The following is a 22,957-nucleotide window of genomic DNA, read 5'->3' on the forward strand; positions in this document are numbered from 1 at the left end:
CCCCTGGCTCAGCTTTCAGTGGCGGGTTACCGCGTCGAGCGCGTCTGCGATGCCTTCGCCGTAGAAGGCGTTGTTGGCGGTGGTGCCGGTGCAGCGGGCGTCCGGGGTGGTCGGGCAGGCGGTGTCGTCGGCTTCCTTGCGGAGCGCCTTCTCCAGGTCGCGCGGGGTCCACCACGGGTGGGTCGACTTCATCAGGGCGGCCACGCCGGTGACGTGCGGCGATGCCATCGACGTACCGCTCATGGTGCCGTAGCCGCCACCCGGGAGGGTGGACAGGATGCCGCTACCGGGAGCCGCCACGTCGATCTTGTTCAGGCCGAAGTTGGAGAAGCTGCTCCGTGCCTTCGCCTGGGTGGTGCTGGCGACCGTGATCACGCCGGGGAGCTCGGTCGGCATGTCGAGGCAGCTGTTGTCGAGCTGCCGCGGTGCCGGGGTGCTGTCGTCCGGGCTGCCGTTGTCGGTGGTCTTGTTGGCCAGGTCGTAGTTGGAGTTACCGGCCGCCGCGACGGACAGCACGCCCTTCTTGGTGGCGAATTCGACCGCGCGCCGGACCGACTCCTGGACCGCGCCCTGGTCGCCGCTGTCCTTGCACCAGAATTCCCACGGGTCGATGTAGTAGCTGTGGTTCGTCACGTCCATGTGGTGCTGAGCGGCCCAGATCCAACCGCAGATCGCGTACTCCGGGTAGATGAACCCATCGTCGTTGACGACCTTCACCGACGCGATCCGCACACCCGGGGCGACCCCGACGATGCCGACGCCGTTGCGGGCCGCGGCCACCGTGCCGGCCACGTGCGTGCCGTGCGAGCTGGTTGTCGGCCGCCAGGCGCCGGCGGTGGTGTCGGGCACACCGTTGTTGATGCAGTTGACCGAGTCGCTGGCGTCGAAGTTCGGCGCCAGGTCCGGGTGGGTGTCGTCCACACCGGAGTCGTTGATCCCGACCAGGACGCGGCGGGAGCCGTCGGTGACGTTGTGGGCCAGGTCAGCTTTGATCTGCTTCATGTCCCACTGCTCGGCCTCGCGCGGATCCGCGACCGGAGCGGCCTCGCCGGCCATCAGCCCCTTGGCCGAAGTCAGCTTGACGCCGGCAGCGGAGCCGACCGGGCCTTCGCTGACAGCGGCAGTCCGGGTGGCACCGACCGACTGGACCTCGCGGCCGTTGCGGCCGACCCGTACGTCGGTACGGAAGTCCGGGTTGGTCGATTGCGCGATCACGACGCCGATCTGGGCGTACGACTGGACCACGGTGCCGCCGGCGGCCTTGACCGCCTGCTCGACGCGCTTCACGTGCGGGTAACTGGCCTTCGTGTTGACCGCGTAGTTCATCAGCGGACCGGGCTCGGCCGCTGCCGTAGTGGATCCGGCCGGCGCGTACGGCGCGGCCTGTGCGGCGGTTGCGGCGCCGGCCGTGGTGAACGCCAACGCGAGCACAGCCAGTCCGGCACTCAGCCGGCGGGTACCAAAACTTCGGGACACACTCTCTCCTTGGGGCGACAGCGAGTGGACGGAAACGCTCTCGCGACTCTAGAGCGCTTCGTCGGCACCGACGTCGCCACCCTCCGAACACACGGGAAACCCTGCACCAACCACTACCCACAGTCCCGACCGTCACCCTCCGCAGTGACCTCCTTGCCCACAGCTGTGGACGGCCCTGTGGACAACCTGTGGAGTCAACAGCCTCGCCGGGCACCATGGGGTTGCGTGTAAGATAGATACAACAGAGATACCAGATGCATATGTGAGGGTGAGTTGAGTAACGGGGTGCCGGAACAAGTGCCGGCGAAGGTGGTGCTGGGGGACGAGACGATCGAGATCGCGCGGATCGTCGCGGAGGCGGGACCGGCCGTGGAGCGGATTCCGGCCGCCGAGCGGGTTTACGCGTTCGTGAAGGCAGCGATCCTGGACCGGGTCTACCCCGGCGGCGAGCTGCTGACCGAGGGAGAGCTGGCCACCGCGGTGGGAGTCTCCCGTACTCCGGTCCGCGAGGCGCTGCTGCGGCTGGAGGAGTCCGGCCTGGTCAAGCTGTACCCGAAGAAGGGCGCGCTGGTCCTGCCGGTGCTGCCGCAGGAGATCAACGACGTCCTCGAGGCGCGCGAGCTGATCGAGACGCACGCCGCCGCGAAGGTCTGGCCGCGGCGCAAGCAGCTGGTCGAGAAGCTGGTCCCGCTGGTCCAGGAGATGCGCAAGTACAAGAAGGCCGGCGACGCGAAGAGCTTCCTGGAGGCCGACCGGGCCTTCCACGAGGCCATCGTCGGTGCCGCCGGCAACGAGATCCTGGCCAGGCTGTACAACAGCCTCCGCGACCGGCAGGTCCGGATGGGCGTACCCGGTATCGAGGTCCAGCCGGCCCGGATGGACAAGTCCATCGCCGCGCACCAGGAGATGATCGACGCCCTCTGCGGGAACAGCCCCAAGCGGTTCCGCGAGCTCGTCATCGCGCACATCCACGTCGCCGCGGCGGATCTGCGGAGCCTGCAGTGACCGAGCTCCTCTTCCCCCTGGGCGGTCGTCGGGCCTGGGCGGTGTGGGCGACGGCTGTCTTCACCTACCTCGTCACCGTCCTCCACCGCGGCTCGATGAGCGTCGCCGGTCTGCAGGCGGCCGAGCGGTTCCACATCTCCGCCTCCGCGCTCGCCAGCTTCACCGTCGTCCAGCTGACCGTGTACGCCGCCATGCAGGTGCCCGTCGGCATTCTCCTGGACCGCTACGGATCCAGGCGACTGCTGATCGCCGCGTCCGGGCTGCTCTTCGTCGCCCAGTCCGCATTCAGCCTGGTCGACTCGTACCCCGCAGCGCTCGCGGCCCGCGCAGTACTGGGTGTCGGCGATGCACTCGTGTTCATCAGCGTCCTCCGCGTCGTGATGTCCTGGTTCCCGGCGCTCCGGCAGCCGGTGATGTCGCAGGCGACCGGAATGCTCGGCGGTATCGGCGCGATCGTGTCGACCGTGCCGATGGCCGCCGCGTTCAGCGCGTTCGGCTGGACCGCCACCTTCGCCGGCGCGAGCGTGCTCAGCCTGGTCACAGGGCTGGCGGTGATTTTCCTGCTGAGGAACAGCCCGTACGACGAGCCGCTGCACCGCACGAAGCAGTCGCTGTCGGAGGTGCGCCACAACCTGCGCAGGGCCTGGAGGGAGCCGGGCACACGACTCGGCCTCTGGACGCACTTCACCACCAGCTTCTCCGGCTCCACGTTCGGCCTGCTCTGGGGCTACCCGTTCCTCGTCCGGGGCGAAGGCCTCGCTCCGACGACTGCGGCGTCCCTGCTGATCCTGCCCGTGCTGGCCGGCCTCTGTTACGGCCCGCTGGTCGGCCGGTACGCCGCGAAGTTCCCCTTCTACCGGTCCTGGATCGTCCTCGCGGTGATCGCGGGATCCGTGACGATGTGGACCGTAGTACTGGCGTGGCCCGGGCGGGCTCCGATGCCGGTGCTGCTCCTGCTGATCGTCGTACAGGCAGCCGGTGGCCCCGGCTCGATGCTCGGGCTGGACTACGCGCGGACCTTCAACCCGTCGACCCGCTTCGGCGCCGCCAACGGGATGGTCAACACCGGCGGGTTCATCGCGACGCTGATCTGCATCGGCATGGTCGGCGTACTGCTGGACGCATCGTCGGGCGGAGCGACGCAGACCATCGGCGACTTCAAGTGGGCGCTTACCTTCCAGTACGTGCTGTGGGCGATCGGGACGGTGCAGATCCTGCGGTACCGCCGCCGCGCCCGCGCCACGCTGGCCAGGTACAACCCGGAGGTCTACGAGGCGCTCCGCGCCAATCAGGTCGTCCCCCTCACCAGCTGATATCAGCCGCTGGCATCGGCTGAGACGGGTTCTCAGCCGAGTGCCAGGCCGGTACCAGCGGCAAGGCGCACGGTTGTCCCGGAAACAGTCATCTGGGAGGAACCGATGTCCACTACGAACCAGGTCGCCATCTCGGCCGAAGGTCTGGTCAAGAAATATGGCACCACCACTGCGCTGGACGGCGTGGACCTGACCGTGCCGACCGGCACCGTGCTCGGTGTCCTCGGTCCGAACGGCGCCGGCAAGACCACGGCGGTCCGGATCCTCGGCACGCTGCTGCGGCCGGACGCCGGGCACGCGACGGTCGGCGGGTTCGACGTCGTCCGCGAGGCCTCCCGGGTCCGCGAGATCATCGGCCTGACCGGCCAGTACGCGTCGGTCGACGAGGACATGTCCGGCCGGCGCAACCTGGCCATGATCGGCCGCTTGCTCGGGATGCCCCGGGCCCAGGCCAAGGCCCGGGCGGGCGAACTGCTGGAGCGGTTCGAGCTCTCCGACGCCGGTGACCGGATCGCCAAGACCTACTCCGGCGGGATGCGGCGCCGCCTCGACCTGGCCGCGAGCCTGGTCGGTAACCCGAGCATCCTGTACCTCGACGAGCCAACCACGGGTCTCGACCCGCACGCCCGCAACGGGGTGTGGGAGACCATCCGCAACCTGGTCCTCGATGGAACCACCGTGCTGCTGACCACGCAGTACCTGGAAGAGGCCGATGCGCTGGCCGACTCGATCATGGTGTTCGACAAGGGCAAGGTGGTGGCCTCCGGCCGTCCGGCCGAGCTCAAGGCGCAGGCGGGCCGGCAGACCCTCGACGTACGACCGGCCGAGCCGGGTCACCTCGAGCGGGTCGCCGCGATCGTCGCCGAGTCGGTCGGGGTTCGTCCGAAGGTCGACGTGGTGAACGCCCTGGTCAGCGTGCCGGTCCCGGACGGCACCTCGATGCCGGTGGTGGTTCGCCGGCTCGACGAGGCCGGGATCGCCGTCACCGAACTGTCCCTGCGGCTGCCCAGCCTCGACGAGGTGTTCCTCGCCCTGGTCGGCCACGCCGCCGTCCAAGACACCGTAGTACTGGAAGGAGCGGTCCGATGAGCACCGCCACGTTGGAACCGGCCGCCACCCGACCGGAGCACCGGAGCAGGCCGTTCGCCTGGGCCCAGCAGAGCCTGACGCTGGCCTGTCGCAACATCGTCCGGATCAAGCAGAACCCCGAAGCGCTGGCGGACGTGACGTTCCAGCCGATCATCTTCCTGGTGCTGTTCCTGTTCGTCTTCGGTGGGGCGATCGCCAACGGCGGCACCTGGCACGACTACCTGCCGTACCTGTTGCCGGGCCTGCTGGTCCAGACCGTGGTCTTCTCGACCATGGGCACCGGCGTCGGGCTGAACGACGACTTCGCCAAGGGAGTCTTCGACCGGTTCCGGAGCCTGCCGATCGCCCGGGTCGCGCCACTGATCGGCGCAGTCCTCGGTGACGCGGTCCGCTACACGCTGTCGATCGTGATCTTGATGACCACCGGTTTCGTGCTCGGCTTCCGGTTCGAGAACGGCGTCGCGAACGGGCTGCTCGCCTGCTTGATCGTGCTCGGGTTCGCGCTGTCGATGTGCTGGATCTGGGTCTGGCTCGGCCTGACGCTGAAGACCGCGCAGGGTGTCCAGGGGGTCGCGTTCCTGGTGATGTTCCCGCTCACCTTCGGCAGCAATGTGTTCGTCCAGACCGACACGCTGCCGGGCTTCCTGAAGGCCTTCGTGAACGTGAACCCGGTCAAGTACCTGGTCGACACGATGCGCGGCCTGATGCTCGGCGGAGACGTCCAGAAGCCGCTGCTGATCACGTTCGCCTGGATGATCGGGCTGATCGCGGTGTTCGCCCCCCTGGCGATCCGCGCCTACCGCCGCCGTACCTGACATCCCTTGCACTTCTTTCTCATCATCTGAATGTCCAGAGCCGATCTGGCTAAGATGACAAGGGTTCAGGCACGGGGTATCGACAAGAGGTGCAATGAGCGAACCCTCCGTACGCCGCTACTCCGGGCGCTCGGTCGACGAGTGGAAGGCGGCACGACGGGAGCGTCTGCTGGACGCGGCGCTGGAGCTGTTCGGGACCGACGGCTACCCGGCGACCTCGGTGGAACGCCTGTGTGCACAGGCGAAAGTGTCGACCCGGCACTTCTACCACGAGTTCCAGAACAAGGAAGCCGTGCTGCTCGCGGTGCACGCCCAGCTGATCGAGGTCGGCGTCCGTAGTACCGGCGAGGCGCTGGCCGCGACCGCCGGCGCGCCGGTCCGGAAACGGATCGTCGCGGCTGTCGACGGCTACCTCGAGACCATCATGAGCGACCCGCGCCGGGCCCGGATCTCGTTCGTCGAAGTGGTCGGCATCAGCCCCGCGGTGGAGGAGCAGCGGATCGCCTTCCGCGAACTGCTGATCTCCAGCATCGTCCAGGTCGGTGACTCCGCCGTCGCCCGGCAGGAGATCGGGCCGAAGGACTTCCGGTTCCTCGGCCTGTGCTTCATCGGCGCGGTCAACACCGTCGTCTACGACTGGATGCTCGCCGACCCGCGCCCGCCGGAGACCGGCGTACAGGAGGCACTCCGCAACCTGGCCGTCGCGCTGATGGTGAGCTGACCGCTCAGGCCGGCGCGACCCGGGCCCGCAGCTCGGCCTTCACCTCGTCGCGGCTCAACGCGGCGCCGACCGCATAAGCGGCCTCGAAACCATCCTCGCCGAGCGCCTCGCGCAGCCGCTCGTGACTGCGGCGGACATCGGAGTCCGGGATGGTCCGCATCCCCCGCAACACAGCAGCCTGCCCCAGCGTCCGGGCGGCCAGCTCGGGATCGCCCGCCAGCAGCCCGACGTCGGCGAAGGCCTCCACCGTCACGGCGACCAGCGGCATGTCGTCGGTCCCGAACGCGAGTCCGACCGCCTGCTCGATGTACGCGCGGGCCTCGGTGAGGCCACCGCGATCCACCCAGACCCGGCTCAACTGACTGAGCATCATCACCTGCCCGTGCGGGGCCACCCGCTCGGCCTGCAGATCCAGCGACGCGTACGCCGCGTCGGCCAGCTTCAGCGCCTCGTCCAGCCGGCCGGCCCGGCGGGCGAGCGCGGACAGGCCGATGTCCGCCATCCCCTCACCGCCCCGGCTGCCGGTCTCCTCGGCCAGCCGGCGCGCCTGCTGCAGAGCCTGGACGGCTCCCTCCTCGTCTCCGAGCTCGGCCTTGCTCAACGCGATCTGGGCGAGCAGTTGCGCCACCCCCTCGCTGGTACCGAGTTCGCCGGTCAGCCTGAGTGCCTCGAGCAGGGAGTCATGGGCGTCTTGGTGGTCGCCACGGGTGCCCTGGAAGCTGGCCAGGCCGCGGAGCGCCAGCGAGGTCCCCCACCGATCGCCGAGCGCGCGGAACCCTTCGAGCGCGGAGGCCAGATCGGCGCCCATCTGATCGACGTCGCCCTCGTTCTCGCGGAACATCGCCGACATCATCACGGCCATGTTCCGGGTCCACGGGTCGTCGTGGCTGCGGGCCTCGTCGAGCTCACGGAAGGAGGCGGCCTTGTCCCGGCGGAACGCCGCCCAGGCGGCGTTGGTGAACCGGCCGACGCCGGCCTCGGCGACCTCGGAGTACCGGCGGCCGAGCAGCCGGACCTGAGCCAGTCCACGGATCGCCTTGGGGAAGGACACGGTCATGTCGCCACCGGCGGACAAGGTGCCGAGCGAGTACATCATCAGCGTGTGCGCACGGATGACCGGATCGGTCGGGCCGGGCACATTCAAGGCGGCCTCGAACCAGGTAACCGCCTCCGCCGGGCGGCCGCGCATGTTCCAGTACTCACCGAGCACGGAGACCAGACCGATCGACGTGTCGGCTTCCCCCAGGTCGATCGCGGTCCGGAGCGCGTCGAGCAGGTTCTCGTTGTCCGCGTCGAACCTGGCGATCCACTGCAGTTGCGACCCGGTCCGGAGTTCCTTGCTGCCTTGGCGAACCAGGTCAGCGAAGTACCGCGTGTGTGCCTGCCGCACCTGGTCCAGCTCACCTGACGCTGCTAGTTGCTCAGCGCTGTACGCCTTGACGGTTTCGAGCATGCGGTAGCGGACCGAGCGTTCACCGGCGGCCGCCTCGACCAGCGACTTGTCGACGAGGGACGCGAGCACGCCGAGCACTGCTTCTGGTGGGATGTCGGGACCGCTGCAGACCTGTTCGGCGGCTTCGAGGGTGGCTCCGCCGGAGAAGCGCGAGAGTCGACGGGCGACGGCTTGCTCGTCGCAGTCGAGCAACTCCCAGCTCCACTCCACGACCGCGCGCAGGGTCTGGTGCCGCGGCAAGGCTGTCCTGGAACCGCTTGTCAGCAAGCGAAAACGGTCCGCGAGCCGCTCGACGATCTGCATCGGCGTCAACGCGCGCAACCGAGCCGCGGCCAGCTCGATCGCCAGTGGCATCCCGTCCAGCCGGCGGCAGATCTCCCCGATGGCCTGCCTGTTCCCGTCGGTGACGGCGAAGTCCGGCCGTACTGCGCGGGCGCGGTCCACGAACAGCTGGATCGAAGGGTAGGCGTCGGTCTCGCTGTCTTCGGGTGGCAGCCCGAGTGGGCCGACCTGGTGCAAGTGCTCGCCGGGAATGCTGAGCGGCTCGCGACTGGTGGTCAGCACGCGAAGCCGCGGGCAGACGGCCAGCAGGGAATCGACCAGGGCGGCCACTTCCTGAACCAGGTGCTCGCAGTTGTCCAGCACCAGCAGCACACGGCGATCCGCGATCACCTCGACCAGCCGTTCGGTCGCCGCGCGGCTGGGCGGAAGGTGGGTCGGCGCCAGCGAGGTCTTGATGCTGTCGACGAACTCGCTGGCGCCCAGCGCGCTCAGCATCGCCGGTGCGACATCGGCCGCATCGCCCAGCGGAGCCAGTTCGACGAACCAGATACCGTCGCCGCCGTGTTCCAGCAGCGACCGCCCGGTCTCGGTCGCCAGGCGGGTCTTACCCGCTCCGCCCGGACCGACCATGGTGACGAGTCGCGTGCCATTGCTGAGCAGCCTGGTCAGCTCGGCGACGTCATCCGACCGGCCGACGAAGCTGGTCAGCGGCGCCCGGAGGTTGCTCCGCGGCACCGACGCCACCGGGCTCGGCGCGGAGACGACCGCCGCCGGATCGATCGCGTCCCCTCGCAGTACGGCGATATGCAGGTCTCGCAGCCTGGTCCCGGGATCCGCGCCGAGCTCGTCGGCGAGGGTCGTCCGGACCCGCTCGTAAGCCGACAACGCTTCCGCCTGCCGGCCATCGGCGTAAAGGGCTCTCATCAGCAGTTCGTGCAACCGTTCGCGCAGCGGCTGGGCGAGGGCGAGCCTTTCCAACTCGGCGATCACGTCGCGCGCGTGGCCGCTGGTGACGGCGGCTTCGGCCAGATCCTCGGCCGCACCCAGCCTCAGCTCGGCCAGTCGATCGGCCTCGATGCCCGCGAAGGGGAGATCGCGCAGATCCGTGAGCGCGTCACCACGCCAGAGGCGCTCGGCCTGGGTGAGCAGGGCCCTGGCCTGGTCGGGATCGCTCGTGAGAAGCCGGCGGCCGCGGCGTACGAGGTCTTGGAACTGGAGCGCGTCGACGGACTCTGGCGGGATCGTCAGGGTGTAGCCGGCCGGACCGGACTGCACCGAGATGCTCGATTCGGTGGCGGGTAGGCCGGCGCGCAGACGTGACACCAGCGACTGCAGGGCGTTGGCGCTCGGAGGCTCGCTGCCCCACAAACCGTCGACCAGAGTGTCGATCCCGACCGGGCGGCCGGCGTCCAGCGCCAGGCGCGCGAGCAGCCCGCGCAGGCGGAGACCGCGGACGTCCAGCGGGTTACCGTCGGCCGCCCACATCGCAAGAGGCCCAAGCACCGCTATGCGCACCCCTCAAGCCTCCCACACCACCCCGCTCATCTCCCCTGTCTTTTGTCATCTCTCCGGGACACCTCAGGGTCGGCAGAACTGCCGGGCCAGGATGCACCTCGGTGTATTACTGTCGGCCGGGTGACCGAGATCGCCGCCAGGACCCAGTCCGATCTGAGCCGGATCATCGCCGAGCGTCAGAGCAAGCATCGAGTGCCCGGGCTGGTGGGCGCCGTCGTACGGGACGGTGGGCTGGCCTGGTCCGGCGGTGCGGGATCCGCCGATCTCGCGACGCCCGGAGTGACGCCGACCGCCGACACGCAGTACCTGATCGCCTCGCACAGCAAGACCTTCACCGCGGTCGCGATCATGGCGCTGCGCGACGAGGGCAAGCTCAGCCTCGACGACCGGCTCGAGCAGTTCATCGGTGAGAGCAAGCACGAGGGCATCACCGTGCGGCAGATGCTCAGCCACATCAGCGGGATGCAGCGCGAGCCCGTCGGCGATGTCTGGGACACGATGAAGTTCCCGGACCGCGAGGAACTGATCGCGGGCTGGAACGAGGCCGAGCGGATCGGCAAGCCGCATCACCGGTTCCACTACTCGAACCTGGTCTACTCACTGCTCGGCGAGGTCGTCGCCCGGCTCGACGGCCGGTCCTGGTACGAGTCGATCCAGGCCCGGATCCTGCGGCCGCTGGAGATGCGCCGGACGACGGTCGGCATGGACGGCGGACCCGCGGCCACCGGGTACTACGTTCCGCCGTTCTCCGATGTGCCGGAACTGGAAGGCCTGCTCGACCTCGGTGCGATGAACGCCTGCGGCGGGCTCGCGAGTACCGCGGAAGACCTGGCGAAGTGGATGGCGTTCATCGCCGGGCCGGTCGAGGAGGTGCTCTCGAAGGACACGATCGACGAGATGTGCCAGCCGCAGATCATGGCGGATCTGGACCGTTGGCAGCTCGGCTTCGGGCTCGGATTCATGCTGCTCCGGCTCGGCGAGCGCGTCTTCGTCGGCCATACCGGCGGGATGCCCGGTCACATCACCGGCAGCTTCGTGCACCGCCCGTCCGGTACGGCGGGAATCGCGCTGATGAACTCCACCTCGGCTCCCGACCCGGCCGGACTCGCCACCGACCTGGCGATCAAGGTGCTCGACGACGATCCGGCCCTGCCGGCCGCGTGGGTCCCCGGCACCTCGGTCCCCGACGAACTGGTCGCCGTCCTCGGCACCTGGTTCTCCGAAGGCGCGCCCTTCGTCTTCTCGGTCCGCGAAGGCCACCTCGAGGCAACCGCCCCCGGCGCCCCCGCCCACAAGGCCCCCGCCGTCTTCGAACGCATCTCCGCCGACCTCTACCGCACCGCCTCGGGCCGCGAGGTAGGCGAACTCCTCCGCATCACCCGAGACACCACCGGCACCCCCACCACCCTCCACTGGGCCACCTACCTCTGCACCCGCCAACCCCTCACCTTCGGCCCCCGCTCCTGACCGGGCGACGCTAGCCCAGGCTGAGGAGGAGGATGCCGACTACTACTACGGCGGCGGCTATGGCTCGTTTGGGGCCGAAGCGTTCGCCGAAGAAGAGGGCGCCGATGATGGCGCCGAAGATGATGCTGGTTTCGCGGAGGGCTGCGATGGCTGCGAGGGCGCCACGGGTTTGGGCCCAGAGGACCAGGCCGTAGGCGGCTAGCGAGACGAGGCCGCCACCGAGGCCGGCGTACAGGTAGCGCTTCTCGACGCGCAGGAAGCTGAAGCCGCGGCGCCAGAGGACGAACAGGATGAGGATCAGGTTCTGCAGGGTGAAGGTCCAGCCCATGTAGGAGGCGAGCGGGATCTTGCGGACAGCGATGCCGTCGACCACCGTGTACGCCGCGATCACGAGGCCGGTGCCGAAGGCCGCCAGTAGCGCCGGCGCCTGGCTCCGGGTCGGGCGGCCGCCGATGAAGACCAGAGCGATCAGACCCGCCGAGATGAGCAGTACGCCGGCCAGCTCCAAGCGGACCAGGTGCTGGTTCAGGAGCAGGATCGCGACCAAGGCGACCACCCAGGGCGACGTACCGCGCGCCAGCGGGTAGACCTGGCTGAACTGGCCGAAGTTGTACGACGCCACCAAGCCCGAGTAGTACACGATGTGCAGCACGACCGACGCGACGATGTACGGCCAAGCGTTCGAAGGCGGCAGACCGGTCACCGTCACTGCGACAATCGCGCACGTCCCGGATGACAACCCGAGCAGCGCGAACCCACCAAGCCGGTCCGGTACGCCGTGCGCCATCGCGTTCCACGCCGCATGCAGCACAGCCGCTCCGAGTACCGCCAGCAACACCACCACCTCGCCACCCTCTCCCGACTCGGGTCCACCCACCACCGAGTTTCTAGGAGTGGACTCCTCGGACTGGCCGACGGTTTGCGGTGGGAATGGGACGGGTGCCGTCGTGGTCGACGTGGAACAGGTACCCGTGGGGACTGGTCCATTCCAAGGTGTTGGCGTCGACGCGACGGACCGACCAGCCGCCGTGGGTCTTGACGCGATGACTGAAGCGGCGCAGTGGCGCGAGGTTGCTTGTTCCTCACAAGTTGGTAACTTTCGCCCAGCGAAGCGCGGATGCAGAAAAACACGACCCCGACCGGCCGCCTACTGGGAGTATCCGAGTGATTACGGAATGTCCCAGTGGGTTGCGGCCACGGAATCGCGCTACATGAAAGCTATTCAGTTGTCAGGCCCGACATTCCCCGTGCGCTCGGAGTCGCGCACGGAGGATGCCGGGGTGTTCACAATCCCCCGCCCACTATGGGGGCTCACACAGGGGCAGGCGGAGGATTGCGTCTTGGATACGGCGGGGGCATGCGGTTCTCTTTCCCGTCGGGCGGAATGGTCACACCACACGCGCCCCGCCGAAGTCAGGAATGATCGAGTAACAAGGCGGAAGGCTCGCCCCTTCCCCAAGCACATCAACCACCCTGACCGGTCTACTCGACGTGTCCGGCAATCAGGATTTCTATACCGTAACTATGGAAGGCTGCTAGAACTTCCATCGGGTGATTTCCGAGGCCGGTGAGATGGTGCACACCGGGAATGATCAACACGTTTCCTTTGACGGCCTGAAGCTTTGCAATCATCTGAGTGAATGCGTCGGGCACACTTTCTAGCTTCTCTTCGAAAATGTCATCTACCTTCAAGCCGCGTGACTGGCCGAAGCGAATCAGACCGTCCCGGGCGCGTCGGAAGTCGCTAGCGCTCATCATTGGCAATTCCCGTATGTAGACGGCGACATACGGCTTCTGCTTCTCTCTAATTTCCATGATATCCCCGTGTACTAGCTTCATTCGCCGGTTCCTTTTCGGTGGAAAGCTCGTTTATCGGGTTCCGTAAAACAGTCTATTGACTATCGCGTTTGTAATGCACCCAGGCGGCTGCTAGAAGAAACCCTGCCCCGCAACAAGCGAGAAATATGGCAATGTGGATTAGATTCGCGGTGATCTCGTTACTCACGACAACGGAAGCAGAGTGCTGGGGTCCGGCAAGTCAGGCAGGGGATCAGACGTAATCCGTAGCGAAGGGAAACGTCGACGCATGGCAATCACGTACTCGCTCGCTAGGTCTCCGCAGGCGACATGATCAGCGATTGTTGACCTGCCGAACCACACGCGAACTCGCCGCCTGTCTGTGATCGTCGTCATTGGCCTCGTCGCACCCTTTCCAGTCTCGAAGGTTGTTGGTGTCTCGCGGTTCTGGAAACAGCTTGGCTCGCGGACTTGTGGCGCATAACGGCCGTCTGCCGCCCTTCCGTCGCCCTTTGGTCGCCCTCAAGCGGACTGACCTGCCAGAATGGGAGTGACCCAGAGAGGTGGAGCGAGCTGCACGAGCAGTGGACAGGCCAGTCAGCAAGGCTGCTGCGGACACGCGCCTTGCGCCTTAGCGTGCGCGAATTCGCGGCCCTGCTGGGCGTGCCTGACAGGACGGTGTCCAAGTGGGAGGCCGCCGGGGAAAGCCGGACGCCGCGACCGCACATGCAGGCCATCTTGGACACGGCGCTTCATCTGGCCGATGCAGAAGCTCAGGCGCGCTTTGAAAACGCTCTTGGTTCAACAGGCTCGATTGATTCGCCTAGTACCGGAATATTCTTACCCTCTGGCAATGGCGTCGATGTTAATTCTTGGGCGGACGACGTTGATCGGGCTCGGCTTTATGCTGACCGACAGGATTTCCAGTTTGCATCACGCTTAATGCAGCGGTGGCTCGTCCGAGCGGAAGATGCCCGAATGGACGAAAGTACTATTTACCTCAAAGGTCAAAGTCTCGTGGTGTTGGGAAATGTTCAACGGGATCAGGGGATTCTGCGAGGCCCCCATTCGGCAGACTCGGTGTACCGGCAGGCTCTGGCCTGTTTCAAGTCATTGCATGCGGACCGGCGGCACGCTCAGGTTGAGCTTTTGACCACTGTTCTTGCTGAGATGTCAGGCGGACTAGAGGTGTCCGCCCGGCAATATCAACTTTTGGCCGATGACGAACGTTTGGGCGCGCTTGATCGTGCAAGGGCAAGGCTCTGGATTGGCACTGCTCTTTCTAAGAAATCTCGCCTGACTGAGGATCGGTCGGACGCGACAGTTCAGGCTATCGTGCGTGCAATTCAGGATTTCGAGACTCTAGATGAACCTGATGAGTGGAGCGTCTCTCATCAGAAGTTGGCACTTGCATATCTTGCCGCTGGTGATCCAATCAAAGCCGCCGAGGCGATCGATATCGCTGCGACTGGACACCATTTGGGTTCTCCCTTGCAACAAGTTCGCTTGAGTACCGCGCAAGCTCATATCTTATGCTCGGATCCTGCAAGTCGTGACAGCGGATTTGCACTCCTAGACCAGACTTACGAATTGGCTGAGAAATTCGGTCTAGCTCATCAGATGGTCAGCATTAGGCGTATCCGCGCCGACGTTGAATCGACACCAAAGCAGAAGAATTCTAACTCCCCCGGAAGGAAACCTCTAGCCGTGGCCGCCTTACCCACCAGCGAACAACTCGAAGATGCCCTGCTTATCTGGAAGTATCACCAGATGGGCCATGAGTTAAAGTCGGTAGACGCTGCGATCGGACTTGGGAGTCATGACCTAGGCGTTGCTGACTACGCGGCCGAACTGTATCGCCGAGAGTTCTTCCCCGTGGTTGTTTTCAGCGGTGGGAACAGTCCGACGACTAAGGCTAAATTCCCGCGAGGTGAGGCCGTTCATTATAAGGAACATGCCGTGTCGCTCGGGATTCCGGAGACGTCTATTCTGGTCGATGTTGAGGCCACGAACACGGGTCAGAACATCACATTGTCGAAAAGGGTCCTCGCGCAAGAGAGCATTCTGCCGGACAGCGTAATGCTCATCTCGAAGCCGTACATGGAACGGCGAGCATACGCAACGTGTCGCAAAATGTGGCCGGAAGTGCAGGTCGTGTGCGCATCCGAGCCCTTGAAGTTTGACGACTACATTTCGAACATTGGCAACGCAAAGCTCGTTATCGATATGCTTGTCGGCGACTTGCAGCGTGTTATCGAGTATCCGAAGATGGGCTTTGCCGTAGAACAAGTGGTCCCGGAGGAAATTCAAGGCGCGTTCCAACGCCTTATCGAGGCCGGATACACCTCGCGGCTCATGAGTTAGGTGCATACGTTGAATCGAATTTGCGCCATTCATCAGCCGAACTTTCTTCCGCGTCTAAGCACGATAGCCAAGATCTTATCTGCGGATGTTTGGATCATCCTTGATGATGTGCAGTTCTGCCGACGTGACTACCAGAACCGCGCAAAGCTCGCCTCACTCGCAACTCCTGAAATGTGGCACTGGCTTACCCTGCCGGTGCATCTGCCCGATGGACAGCGCACTGAGATTCGACGGGTGGAGTTTGCCGACACTTACAAACTCGCGAGACGCGTTCGCCGGATACTCGCACAGAACCTTAGGACTGGCCCACAATGGGACGCGCTTGAGCATGCTTTAAGGCCGGTTCTGACCCAAATTGAAGAATCCAAGCAACTTCACGAAGTGGCAGAGCTATCGACTCGCGTTCTGCTAGAGATGGTCGGATGGCATGGACAGATAGTCCGAAGCAGTGACTTTGAAGTGAGGCAGGACCGCTCATCGCGATTGGCTGACCTAACGCAGGCCGTACAGGCTGAGACGTACTTGTGCGGTACCGGCGGAAGACGCTACCTAGACGAATCGCCTTTCACACAAGCTGGTCTCACCGTTGAATACTTTGAAAGTCCGCACTGGCTCAGTTCTGAGATTTGGCACTCTGGCAAAGGCCTCAGCGCCGTCTGCACGCTCTCGGAGCACTCCCTCCAGCCTCCACACGCATGCTGAGCCCCCGGCAAGTTCCTGCTGTCGGCACCCGGTCACGACACCGCCCGCAAAGCCCGCGCCTACTGGATCACAGACAAGGAGATCACCCGCACCGCCACACGCAACGCACGCCCCACCGACCGGCCCCAGGACCAGTCGCGCGACGGCTCGGCGAACGTCCCCGGGACCCACGCCGGCCACAACCCTCGCGACGGCTCACAGACCCCGTCAGGAGCCGCACAGGCGGGACCGGGACAGACCGCGACCTCAGCGACCACACGAAAGGACGACCGGCCGACCAGCCCTGACATGGTGCTGTGGCAGGCACTGACCACCGCACCACCCGAAGGGCTCAGCCCGGCCCAGCTACGCGACCTCACCGGCATCTCCGCCCGGACCATCACCCGACGGCTCAGCACCGCTCACGCTGCCGGAGTCATCACCCAAGTCAGTAAAGGCAGGTGGCGGGCGACCCGCCCCGGAAAACCCGCCGACCCACCCACCCCGAGAAACAGTGACGTTACGTGATCGTCCCCGGATCGTCCCGTCGTCCCGAAATCCCGGCCTCGCCCGCACGTTAAGGGCACACGTCCATCCGCACCGGGACAAACGGACACGCCCCCGCGCCAATCACTCACGGTGATCGAAAGGCAGTGCATGGGCCGAGCGCTGAATGGGGGTTTTCAGCGCCCGGCCCGTTCCACGCGAGCCGGGGTGACCCGGCTCATGGATGCGCGCAACACCCGGAAACCTACCCACCGGAGGTGAGCCACCACGACACAGCCGAACCATCACGCCAACCGCGCCGCACAACCGGCGAGAAAGGAGCCACAAGCAACCACCACCCGCACCAACCAGCGCACCGGACCCGACGAGTCCGGCCGCTGGCCAACCGCCGAACAAACCGCCGCGCAGGAAGGATCAGCCCTCACCATCGAACGAGCCGATGAACTGGTCGCGCCCGTCGTCGCCGCAGCACCCGCACCGACCCCAGAACTCATCGAGCTACTCGCCCGGCTTCTCGGCCACCGCTAACCCCATCCGCACCAACAAACGCCGTGCCCGCAACCCCTTCTCAGGGATTGCGGGCACGGCGTCTTGGCGTCCGCTTCTGGTCACTGCGCCTTGCGGCTAGTCCGTGGCTTGGTCGGCGTCTTCTCAGCCGCTGCCGCCTTCTGTGACGCGGTCGGCCGCTGCTGACGCTTCGGCGGGGCCGGGATGCTGTCGGGGTCCCAGTCGGTCAGGAACTTGACCCGGTCCTCCGGCTCGCACCGGGGACCCGGTGACGGGGCAGGCAGCACGGCCAGATACCCCAGCCACTCCGGCACCAGCAGATACCGCGCCACCAGACGGCGAGTGGACATCGGAGCGTCTTCCCACCACTGGTCAACGTCTTGCCCCGGATCGAGAATGCCCGCCATCTCCGCAGGCGTCGTCAACTCCTTCTCCCGCCCTTCCGCCGCGAGCAGACGGGCAAGAATGCCGGGCTCTGCACCGGCCGCGAGCATCGGAGAGATTTCACCCCTACCCAGCTTGTCGGCAAGGTCACGATGCTCGGCGCGGATATCCGCGATCTCGTCACGAACCGCTTTCAGCGCCTTGCCATTCCCGGACCGCTGCGCGAACTTGCTGTAAACATCCTTACGCTTCACGAAGCCCTTGATAGCGCGCTCCGCCAAAACATCAACCTCAGCCTTACCGATCCTGACACAGCCCCGCTTATGGCAGGTGTACTCGGCACGCTCATTCTTGAACCTGACCGCGATACACCCACCACACTTCCCACACCTACCGATCATCGACACAAGATGAATGCCCCGGCCCGGTCGCGTGGTGCTGCGCGTCTTGTCGGCCAAGATCTCCTGAACCGCGAAGAACTGGTCCCGCGACACCAACGCATCCCACTGGCCGGGAAGGTACTGCACAGTTTCCTTGTTCGGCAGGCCACCTTTACGGCCCGGATCGTAAACCCGCTCCCCGATATAGACACGATTCAAGGCAAGAGCGCGCAAATGCTCAGAAGTCCACGGCTTCCCCGACCGGGTCCGGTATCCCTCACGATCGAACTCTGCGGCGATCTCCCGCAACGAATGCCGTGCCTCCAACCGCGCGAACAGTTTCGCCACAATCGGCGCTTCGTTCGGGTCCGGTTCCTGCGCCACGAACTTTCGCGTCAGCCCGTCATACTGACGACGGTAACCGAACGGCACCCGGCCATGCGGCTTACCCGCCCGGGCATCCGCAGCAATAGCACGTAAAGACCGCTGAGAAATCTTCCAGGCGTCATACTCGGAATCTGTCGCGTCTTCGATCAGCGAACGACGATCCCGGCCGTTCGCCGGATCATAAGTGCGGTGATGCGTCGTGACGTGAATCAAAACGCCGCGCGACTCGCACAAATCAATGAGATAAACCCATTCGCCGACCTCACGGCTACCCCGCGACGATTCCCACAACATCAAAACCTGAGCACCGAAAGTATCCGCCTCAAGATCCGCAATCAGCCGCTCGAAATCCTCACGCTCACGCTGCTTGTACCGCGACGCCGAACGGTTGTCATCACGGTACGGCTTCCCCAGAACAAACCCGACCCGCGACGCCTCCTCAGCGTTCTCATCGTGCTGCTCCTCCGGCGAACGAGCAACCCCGGACTTGTCCGACGACACCCGCAGATACTCACGCGCACCCAACCCACCACCCGCAGCACCCACCCCAGCCACCCCAGGTGCCATCACCAGCGCGGCAACAGCAGCCTGTTTCGCCTTACCTGCTTGAAGATTCGCACTCCTGCGCCTCGGTCCCGCCGTAGACTTCGTCATACCCACACACTAACGCCACTTAGTGAGGTACAAGGTTGCCGGTGCTGGTCTGGCCCGGTGGGCCGCCTGGCCGGTAGGGCCGAATGTGGTCGAGGTCGGTGGAGGTAGTGGTTTCACCGGTGCCGTAGGGGAACTGTTCGACCGGGTAGCGCAGCTTGTTGTGGTCGCGGATCCGGCCGGGGATCTCGTAGGCGTGAACGCTGAGGGCAGTGCCGAGGTCGATCACCGGCCGAAGAACGATCCGGTGATGCCCGAGGAGTTCTTCAAGCTTGCCGGTGTAGACGGGTCCGTAGCCTTCGACGCGTGCTGTCCCGGCACCGGCCAGCAGGGTTTCGTCGGTGATGTGCAGGTTGACCACGGTCTGATAGATCCGCCGCCGGTCGGGGTGATCGCCTCGGACGGCCTCGATCCTGCGTCGCAGTTCGAGACGCGCGACAGCGTCCATCCCCGCGGAGACAGGGACATCCGCCGGCGCGGATACCTCATCCGAGCCGGGCTTGCTGCGCGGTGGCTGATCCGGTCGAGACGGCTCGCCGCGCGTTGCAGGCGTGGCGGACCGCTCATGGTCAGTCAGGGTCCTTTGTGGGTGGTGGTCGAGCGGGTGGTTCGGTGTGTTCGGGTGTGGAGTGTCGCGGTCGGCGTCGTCCGGGCCGGGCTCGGCGAGACCGTCGCCGGACTGGGTCGCTGGGTGGCGGGCAGGATCAGGGATCGACCGCACGATGGCGAGTTCGTTGTCTTCGTCGACCGGAAGACGGTCCGGTCCGGCCGCGGTGGTGGAGAGGTGGCGGGCGGCCGCTGCGAGGAGGTCGGCGGCCAGGCCGGGGTCGGACAGGAGGCCGGCGGCCTTGGCGCGGCGCTGGTCGAGCGGATCGGTGTCGCCGACAGCGGCCAATGCGTCGGCGAGCTGGGCGATCGTCGCGTTCAACGCGATGATGTCGCCGGTCGCGCCCTTCACGAACAAGGTGGTCGTGCCGTGATCATCGGTCCGCCCGACCCACACACCACGCTCCTTCGCTCTCGCCTCGGCCTTCGCCTTCGCATCCCCGGCATCGGCTTCCCACATCGCCGCCTTGATGATCGCCTTCAACTGGATCAAGGTCACCGAGTCGATGATGTCGGCGACCCGCCGGTCCACGATCGCCGCGACCGCCAGCGACAACGTCACGCAGTCCTGGACAACCTGGAGGGCTTTCCAGCCCGTCGCGGCACCGGACTGGACTCGTTCCCAGGTGAGCGGGAAGCGGTAGGGCAACGCGACTGCCTGTCCGATGAAACGCGCCGCCGACGCGGACGACCGGCCGATGACCGCGCCGAACTCGGCGACGGCGAACTCCGCGATCTCCGGGCACCCCTCACCGCCATAGACCCGGGCCTGTTCACCACCCGGCAGGCCGTCATCGCGGACCCGCGACGGTGCGGGATGGAGCTCGGCGTAGTGCTGAGCGAGGAGGATCAACTCGAGTTCGCTTTCGCGCTGCCGCTCGTGCGCGGCAGCGGCCAAAGACAGCGTCTCGGCCGTGTCACACCCAGCAAGATCGATGGCGAACATGTGTTCGACTATACGGCAGATGCTAACCCCGGCCAAATCGAAGGACAGCCGCTTTTCCCTTATCCACAAGGGGAAACCTCACATCCACGCCTCGACCTCGAACATGTATGCAAGCTGGGGTCGCCGGCTGTGGCGAGGCGGAGGTCCAGTACGACGACGCCGGTGACTGCGGTGCACGGATAGTGAATCTCTGACAAGACATCAATCACCTTGAAAACAACAGAAAGCCCCGATCGCTCGGGGCTTTCTGTTGAGAACAGGTCAGAACATCAGTGCGCGGGCGGGGTCCTCGAGGATGCCGGCGACGTCGGCGAGGAAGGTGGAACCCTTCTCGCCGTCGATCAGGCGGTGGTCGAAGGACAGCGCCAGAGTGGTGATCCAGCGCGGCACGATCTCGTCGTTGACCACCCACGGCTGCTTGCGGACCGCACCGAAGGCGAGGATCGCGGCCTCGCCAGGGTTGATGATCGGCGTACCGGCATCGACGCCGAACACCCCGACGTTGGTGATCGTGAACGAACCGCCGGCCTGGTCGGCCGGTTGGGTCTTGCCTTCACGAGCCACCGCCACCAGGTTGTTCAGCGCGGCACACAGGTCGGTCAGGCTGAGCGACTCCGCAGCCTTGATGTTCGGCACGATCAGCCCGCGCGGAGTGGCCGCGGCGATGCCGAGGTTGACCGAGCCCTTGAGCACGATCTCCTGAGCAGCCTCGTCCCACGCCGCGTTGATGATCGGCGTCCGGCGAGCAGCCAGCGTGACCGCCTTCATGAGGATCAGCAGCGGCGACACCCGCAGGTCCCGGAACGCCTTGTCCTGCTTGAGCCGATCGACGAGCTCCATGGTGGCGCTGACGTCGACGGTGATCCACTCGGTCACATGCGGCGCGGTGAACGCGCTGCTCACCATCGCCTGCGCCATCACCTTCTGCACACCCTTGATCGGAATCCGGGTGTCGCCCTGAACGCTGACCACAGGAGCAGCAGCCCGTACTACGGCCGCCGGCGCGCTGTGGTTCTCGACGTCCGCCCGGGTGATCACTCCACCCGGCCCGGTCGCCGTCACCACGCCAAGATCGATCCCCAGGTCCTTGGCCAGCTTCCGCACCGGCGGCTTCGCCAGCACCTGCACGGATCCTGAGGTCTCATTGCTCTGGGCAACTACAGGTTCGGGTGCCGGAGCAACTACTTCTTCGACCACCAAAGGAGCAGCGCCACCCTTGCGGGGCCGGCGCTTTGCCTCGGTCGTCTTCGGGCCGTAGCCGACCAGGACCGCGGTGCGTCCGCCAGGAGCGGCGCCACCGATCTTGCCGGCTTCGATCTCCTCGCCGTCCGGGAGCGACGGGACCATGTCCTCGGCACCCGTTCCGGTCGGCACCGGAGCACCGGCCGCGTCGGCCGTCTGGACGGAGATGATCGGCGTACCGACGTCGACCGTCTCGCCTTCCGGCACGAGCAGCTCGGTGACGACACCGGCGTACGGGACCGGGAGCTCGACCAGCGACTTGGCCGTCTCGATCTCGACGATCGTGTCGTTCAGCTTGACCGTGTCGCCGACCTTGACCTTCCAGCTGACGATCTCGGCCTCGACCAGGCCTTCTCCCACATCCGGGAGGCGGAACTGCTGGATCCCCATCAGTACTCCATCACCCGGTCGACACCTTCGAGCACCCGGTCCAGGTCGGGCAGGTACTCCTCCTCCATCCGCGACGGCGGGTAGGGGGTGTCGTAGCCGGCGACCCGCAGTACGGGCGCTTCCAGGTGGTAGAAGCACTCCTCGGTCACCCGGGCGGCGAGCTCCGAGCCGGTACCGAGTGACAGCGGCGCCTCGTGCACGACGACCGCGCGCCGGGTCTTCTTGACCGACGCGAAGATCGTCGCCAGGTCCAGCGGCGCGATCGAGCGCAGGTCGATGACCTCCAGGTTGCGGCCGTCCTCGACCGCGGGCCTCGGCCGCCTGCAGACAGGTCTTCACCATCGGGCCGTAACAGAACAGCGTGGCGTCGGTGCCCTCGCGGACCACCTTCGCCTGGTACAGCGAACTGCTCGGGCCGGCGGTCTCGTCCAGCTCCGCCTTCTCGTGGTAGCGCCGCTTGGGCTCGAAGAACACCACCGGGTCATCGGAGGCGATCGCCTGCTGGATCATCCAGTACGCGTCGACCGGATCGCCACAGGCGACCACCTTGAGGCCGGCGACGTGCGCGAACAGCGTCTCCGGGGACTCCGAGTGGTGCTCGACCGCGCCGATGCCGCCGCCGAACGGGATCCGGATCACGATCGGCATCTTCAGCTTGCCCATCGACCGGTAGTGCATCTTGGCGACCTGGTTGATGATCTGGTCGTAGGCCGGGAAGACGAACCCGTCGAACTGGATCTCGCAGACCGGCCGGTAGCCGCGCAGCGCCAGACCGACAGCGGTGCCGATGATGCCGGACTCGGCCAGCGGGGTGTCGATCACCCGGTCCTCGCCGAAGTCCTTCTGCAGACCCTCGGTGACCCGGAAGACACCGCCGAGCTTGCCGATGTCCTCACCCATCATGATGACCTTCGGGTCCTTGTCCATGGCCGCCCGCAGGCCCATGTTGATGCCCTTGCCGAGGCTGATCTTCGCCATC

General features: G+C 66.0%; 15 protein-coding genes and 1 pseudogene. 8 read left to right on the forward strand and 8 right to left on the reverse strand.

What is annotated here, in order from left to right:
• Positions 1-15 precede the first annotated feature (15 nt).
• A complete protein-coding gene (locus F1D05_RS19265) occupies positions 16-1,476 on the reverse strand; it encodes a S8 family peptidase (RefSeq protein WP_185441597.1) in 1,461 nt (486 codons plus the stop codon).
• Between the two features lie 285 nt (positions 1,477-1,761).
• On the opposite strand from F1D05_RS19265, the gene F1D05_RS19270 reads away from it, so the two are divergent.
• The 5 genes from F1D05_RS19270 (at position 1,762) to F1D05_RS19290 (ending at position 6,419) form a co-directional block, all read left to right on the forward strand.
• Positions 1,762-2,481, forward strand: a complete 720-nt coding sequence (locus tag F1D05_RS19270) for a GntR family transcriptional regulator (RefSeq protein WP_246485764.1) — start codon at positions 1,762-1,764, stop codon at positions 2,479-2,481.
• Complete coding sequence (locus F1D05_RS19275) at positions 2,478-3,794, forward strand: MFS transporter (RefSeq protein WP_185441598.1); 1,317 nt, start codon at positions 2,478-2,480, stop codon at positions 3,792-3,794. The genes F1D05_RS19270 and F1D05_RS19275 overlap by 4 nt, the downstream gene beginning before the upstream one ends.
• Positions 3,795-3,899: 105 nt before the next feature.
• Positions 3,900-4,883, forward strand: coding sequence for an ATP-binding cassette domain-containing protein (locus F1D05_RS19280; RefSeq protein ID WP_185441599.1), 984 nt, complete (start codon positions 3,900-3,902; stop codon positions 4,881-4,883).
• Positions 4,880-5,698, forward strand: coding sequence for an ABC transporter permease (locus tag F1D05_RS19285; RefSeq protein WP_185441600.1), 819 nt, complete (start codon positions 4,880-4,882; stop codon positions 5,696-5,698). The genes F1D05_RS19280 and F1D05_RS19285 overlap by 4 nt, the downstream gene beginning before the upstream one ends.
• Positions 5,699-5,792: 94 nt before the next feature.
• Positions 5,793-6,419 carry a TetR/AcrR family transcriptional regulator gene (locus tag F1D05_RS19290; RefSeq protein WP_185441601.1) on the forward strand — a complete coding sequence of 209 codons (627 nt, stop codon included), beginning with the start codon at positions 5,793-5,795 and terminating at the stop codon, positions 6,417-6,419.
• 4 nt (positions 6,420-6,423) lie between these two features.
• On the opposite strand, the gene F1D05_RS19295 is transcribed toward F1D05_RS19290, so the two are convergent.
• Positions 6,424-9,657, reverse strand: coding sequence for an ATP-binding protein (locus F1D05_RS19295; protein WP_185441602.1), 3,234 nt, complete (start codon positions 9,655-9,657; stop codon positions 6,424-6,426).
• 132 nt (positions 9,658-9,789) lie between these two features.
• Here F1D05_RS19295 and F1D05_RS19300 point away from each other — a divergent pair, with 132 nt between their 5' ends.
• The gene (locus F1D05_RS19300; RefSeq protein WP_185441603.1) at positions 9,790-11,136 is read left to right on the forward strand and encodes a serine hydrolase domain-containing protein; all 1,347 of its coding nucleotides are present in this window, start codon (positions 9,790-9,792) and stop codon (positions 11,134-11,136) included.
• Between the two features lie 10 nt (positions 11,137-11,146).
• Here F1D05_RS19300 and F1D05_RS19305 read toward each other — a convergent pair whose 3' ends face one another.
• Together F1D05_RS19305 and F1D05_RS19310 are read right to left on the reverse strand one after the other, a co-directional pair.
• Positions 11,147-12,013, reverse strand: coding sequence for a DMT family transporter (locus tag F1D05_RS19305; protein WP_206685759.1), 867 nt, complete (start codon positions 12,011-12,013; stop codon positions 11,147-11,149).
• A gap of 605 nt (positions 12,014-12,618) precedes the next feature.
• The gene (locus tag F1D05_RS19310; RefSeq protein WP_185441604.1) at positions 12,619-12,975 is read right to left on the reverse strand and encodes a recombinase family protein; all 357 of its coding nucleotides are present in this window, start codon (positions 12,973-12,975) and stop codon (positions 12,619-12,621) included.
• A gap of 594 nt (positions 12,976-13,569) precedes the next feature.
• On the opposite strand from F1D05_RS19310, the gene F1D05_RS40435 reads away from it, so the two are divergent.
• Together F1D05_RS40435 and F1D05_RS43050 are read left to right on the forward strand one after the other, a co-directional pair.
• On the forward strand, positions 13,570-15,297 hold the full coding sequence (locus F1D05_RS40435; protein WP_246485765.1) for a YdcF family protein: 1,728 nt from the start codon (positions 13,570-13,572) through the stop codon (positions 15,295-15,297).
• Complete coding sequence (locus F1D05_RS43050; RefSeq protein WP_185441605.1) at positions 15,298-15,999, forward strand: WbqC family protein; 702 nt, start codon at positions 15,298-15,300, stop codon at positions 15,997-15,999.
• 1,094 nt (positions 16,000-17,093) lie between these two features.
• On the opposite strand, the gene F1D05_RS19325 is transcribed toward F1D05_RS43050, so the two are convergent.
• From F1D05_RS19325 to F1D05_RS19340, 4 genes and pseudogenes are all read right to left on the reverse strand, one after another.
• Positions 17,094-18,797 carry a recombinase family protein gene (locus F1D05_RS19325; RefSeq protein ID WP_185441606.1) on the reverse strand — a complete coding sequence of 568 codons (1,704 nt, stop codon included), beginning with the start codon at positions 18,795-18,797 and terminating at the stop codon, positions 17,094-17,096.
• 19 nt (positions 18,798-18,816) lie between these two features.
• A complete protein-coding gene (locus tag F1D05_RS19330) occupies positions 18,817-20,346 on the reverse strand; it encodes a hypothetical protein (RefSeq protein WP_185441607.1) in 1,530 nt (509 codons plus the stop codon).
• Between the two features lie 261 nt (positions 20,347-20,607).
• Positions 20,608-21,978: a dihydrolipoamide acetyltransferase family protein gene (locus F1D05_RS19335; protein WP_185441608.1), complete on the reverse strand. Its 1,371-nt coding sequence runs from the start codon at positions 21,976-21,978 to the stop codon at positions 20,608-20,610.
• Positions 21,978-22,956: pseudogene (locus F1D05_RS19340) on the reverse strand (alpha-ketoacid dehydrogenase subunit beta). Before F1D05_RS19340 ends, F1D05_RS19335 begins: the two are co-directional and overlap by 1 nt.
• Position 22,957 lies beyond the last annotated feature (1 nt).

Origin of the sequence: Kribbella qitaiheensis (assembly GCF_014217565.1) — a bacterium.
In the GTDB taxonomy this organism is placed as follows: domain Bacteria; phylum Actinomycetota; class Actinomycetes; order Propionibacteriales; family Kribbellaceae; genus Kribbella; species Kribbella qitaiheensis_A.